This is a genomic window from Actinacidiphila oryziradicis (genome assembly GCF_005047355.1).
GTDB classification, from domain to species: Bacteria; Actinomycetota; Actinomycetes; order Streptomycetales; family Streptomycetaceae; genus Actinacidiphila; species Actinacidiphila oryziradicis.
The window spans coordinates 1-1,606 of sequence record NZ_SUMC01000320.1 but is presented as its reverse complement, the minus strand read 5'-3'; the positions used below and the strand labels follow the sequence as shown (position 1 = coordinate 1,606).

Genomic DNA, 1,606 nt, shown 5'->3' with positions numbered 1-1,606 from the left:
CAGCCGGCACGTCGCGACTGTTCACCAACTCCCGCAACTCAGCGGTCTGTTCCACAGAGAGCTCCATGCCAGAACCAACGAGCCCCATCGATCAAAGTAACGACTGCAGGATCACGAGACACTAGCCGGCAGCCGTCCCGGGCGAACGCATCGCGCAGTTCTTCCACCGTTTCTGGCGGCAGACCCTCGCCGCCGTTCTTGCGGCTCTCGCGGTCCAGTCGTCGGATCAGGGATTCGAAGACCCGAAGCGCCCGGGTAACGTAACCCTCGCCGGTCCAGTCGACCGCTGCGGCGTAGGAATCGAAGGCCGCCTTTCGAACGCCGCCCTCGCCCGATGTGCAGATGCGATGAGTGGAATGTTGATCCACGGCGAAGGGAATATCAAACACCTATTCCCGGGCTCCATGGCACGCCTTACTGCATGCGAAGAGATGCCCGTCGGGGGCGCTGCCGCCTAATCTGACTGGGTAATGCTTAAACGGTTGGCCCCGAGTCCCAATTCAAAGCAGTGAGATAGAACGCCTGAAAAATTGGCAAACCCTCCCTCGTTGAGACCTCGCTGAGACTTCGGCGAGGGTTCGACACCGTTCGTCGAGGGCTCGCGGGAGTCTCCCGAGAATTCTGCAGAGTTTCGGAAATCTGCCGCGAAACCTACTTCGTGGTTGGCGGTGCGCATTATTTGGTGCGGCCGGAATCCTGTGGCACTGTTCCGCATGCCACCGCAGCGGGCCACCGCTCGGAAGGTTATCGCTGCCCATTTCCGAGTTGCCTTGGAGAACACACGCGCCGAACCACTGCCCGCGTGGCCGGAGCCGCCAGTGGCGCCGGGGACCGCCGCCCTCTGATGAGCGCCGAGGAACTGGCCGACTTCCTCGGCGTGCCGCTGAACACGGTCTACGTGTGGAACCACCGGCGCCAGGGGCCGCGAGCTCACAAGGTTGGCCGCTACTTGCGCTACCGCTGGGCGGAGGTGGAAGCATGGCTGGAAGCCCAGGCCGTAGACCGCGTGGCCTGAAAACCGCTACCGGTATGCTCGCTGGCGTATTGGAGCGCGAAGCAGGTGATGCGCAGCTCGCGGATTGAGCTGTTCTTCGGTTGGTCGATTTTGCCGACGTCGGGTGATTTCACCCGACGTCGACACGGCAGGAACCTCGATGCTGATTCGGGGCGACTGACGAGGATGACTACGTCGTCGAGTGGCGCAACCACGAGGCGTCTCGTGAACATCTGAGATACCCGGAGACAGCTCGCCAGCTGGAACTCCGCCTCGCGGCTGACGACGTCCGCCGGGTGTGGACGGCCATCGCCCTGCACACAACGCCCGGTGTCCCGGAGTTCATGGAGCCCGAAATCGCCTTGGTCACTGCGGCCGTGGAGATGGACGTACTCGGGATCGGCCGTGACGACCAAGCCGTCACCGACGCGCACCCGCGACCTGACTTCAAACGCCGGATTCTGGAAGCCTTCACCGACGGCTTCAAAGGCCGGCCCGACACAACCTTCGGCACCGTGAACGCCGATGTGCTGGCCCACTTCGTACCGGGCTTTCAGCGCATCGACTTCGTCGAGGTCATCCTCAACAGCTCCTGGCCGGAGTAGCTAGGGG

2 protein-coding genes and 1 pseudogene are annotated in these 1,606 nt (G+C 63.0%); 2 read left to right on the top strand and 1 reads right to left on the bottom strand.

Annotation, left to right across the window (positions count from 1 at the left end; translation table 11 throughout):
• Positions 1-38 precede the first annotated feature (38 nt).
• Positions 39-389 (bottom strand): hypothetical protein, encoded by a 351-nt coding sequence (locus FCI23_RS55590; RefSeq protein WP_136731751.1) that lies wholly within the window; start codon positions 387-389, stop codon positions 39-41.
• Positions 390-844: 455 nt separating this feature from the next.
• Between FCI23_RS55590 and FCI23_RS55585 the strand changes: the two genes are divergently transcribed.
• A complete protein-coding gene (locus FCI23_RS55585) occupies positions 845-1,015 on the top strand; it encodes a helix-turn-helix transcriptional regulator (protein ID WP_136731752.1) in 171 nt (56 codons plus the stop codon).
• 260 nt (positions 1,016-1,275) lie between these two features.
• Positions 1,276-1,599: pseudogene (locus tag FCI23_RS55580) on the top strand (diguanylate cyclase); the annotation flags it as partial.
• Between the last annotated feature and the right edge of the window lie 7 nt (positions 1,600-1,606).

Coding starts and splice junctions, on each gene's coding strand:
- FCI23_RS55585 (WP_136731752.1), top strand. CDS start 845: ATGAGCGCCGAGGAACTGGCCGACTTCCTCGGCGTGCCGCTGAACACG.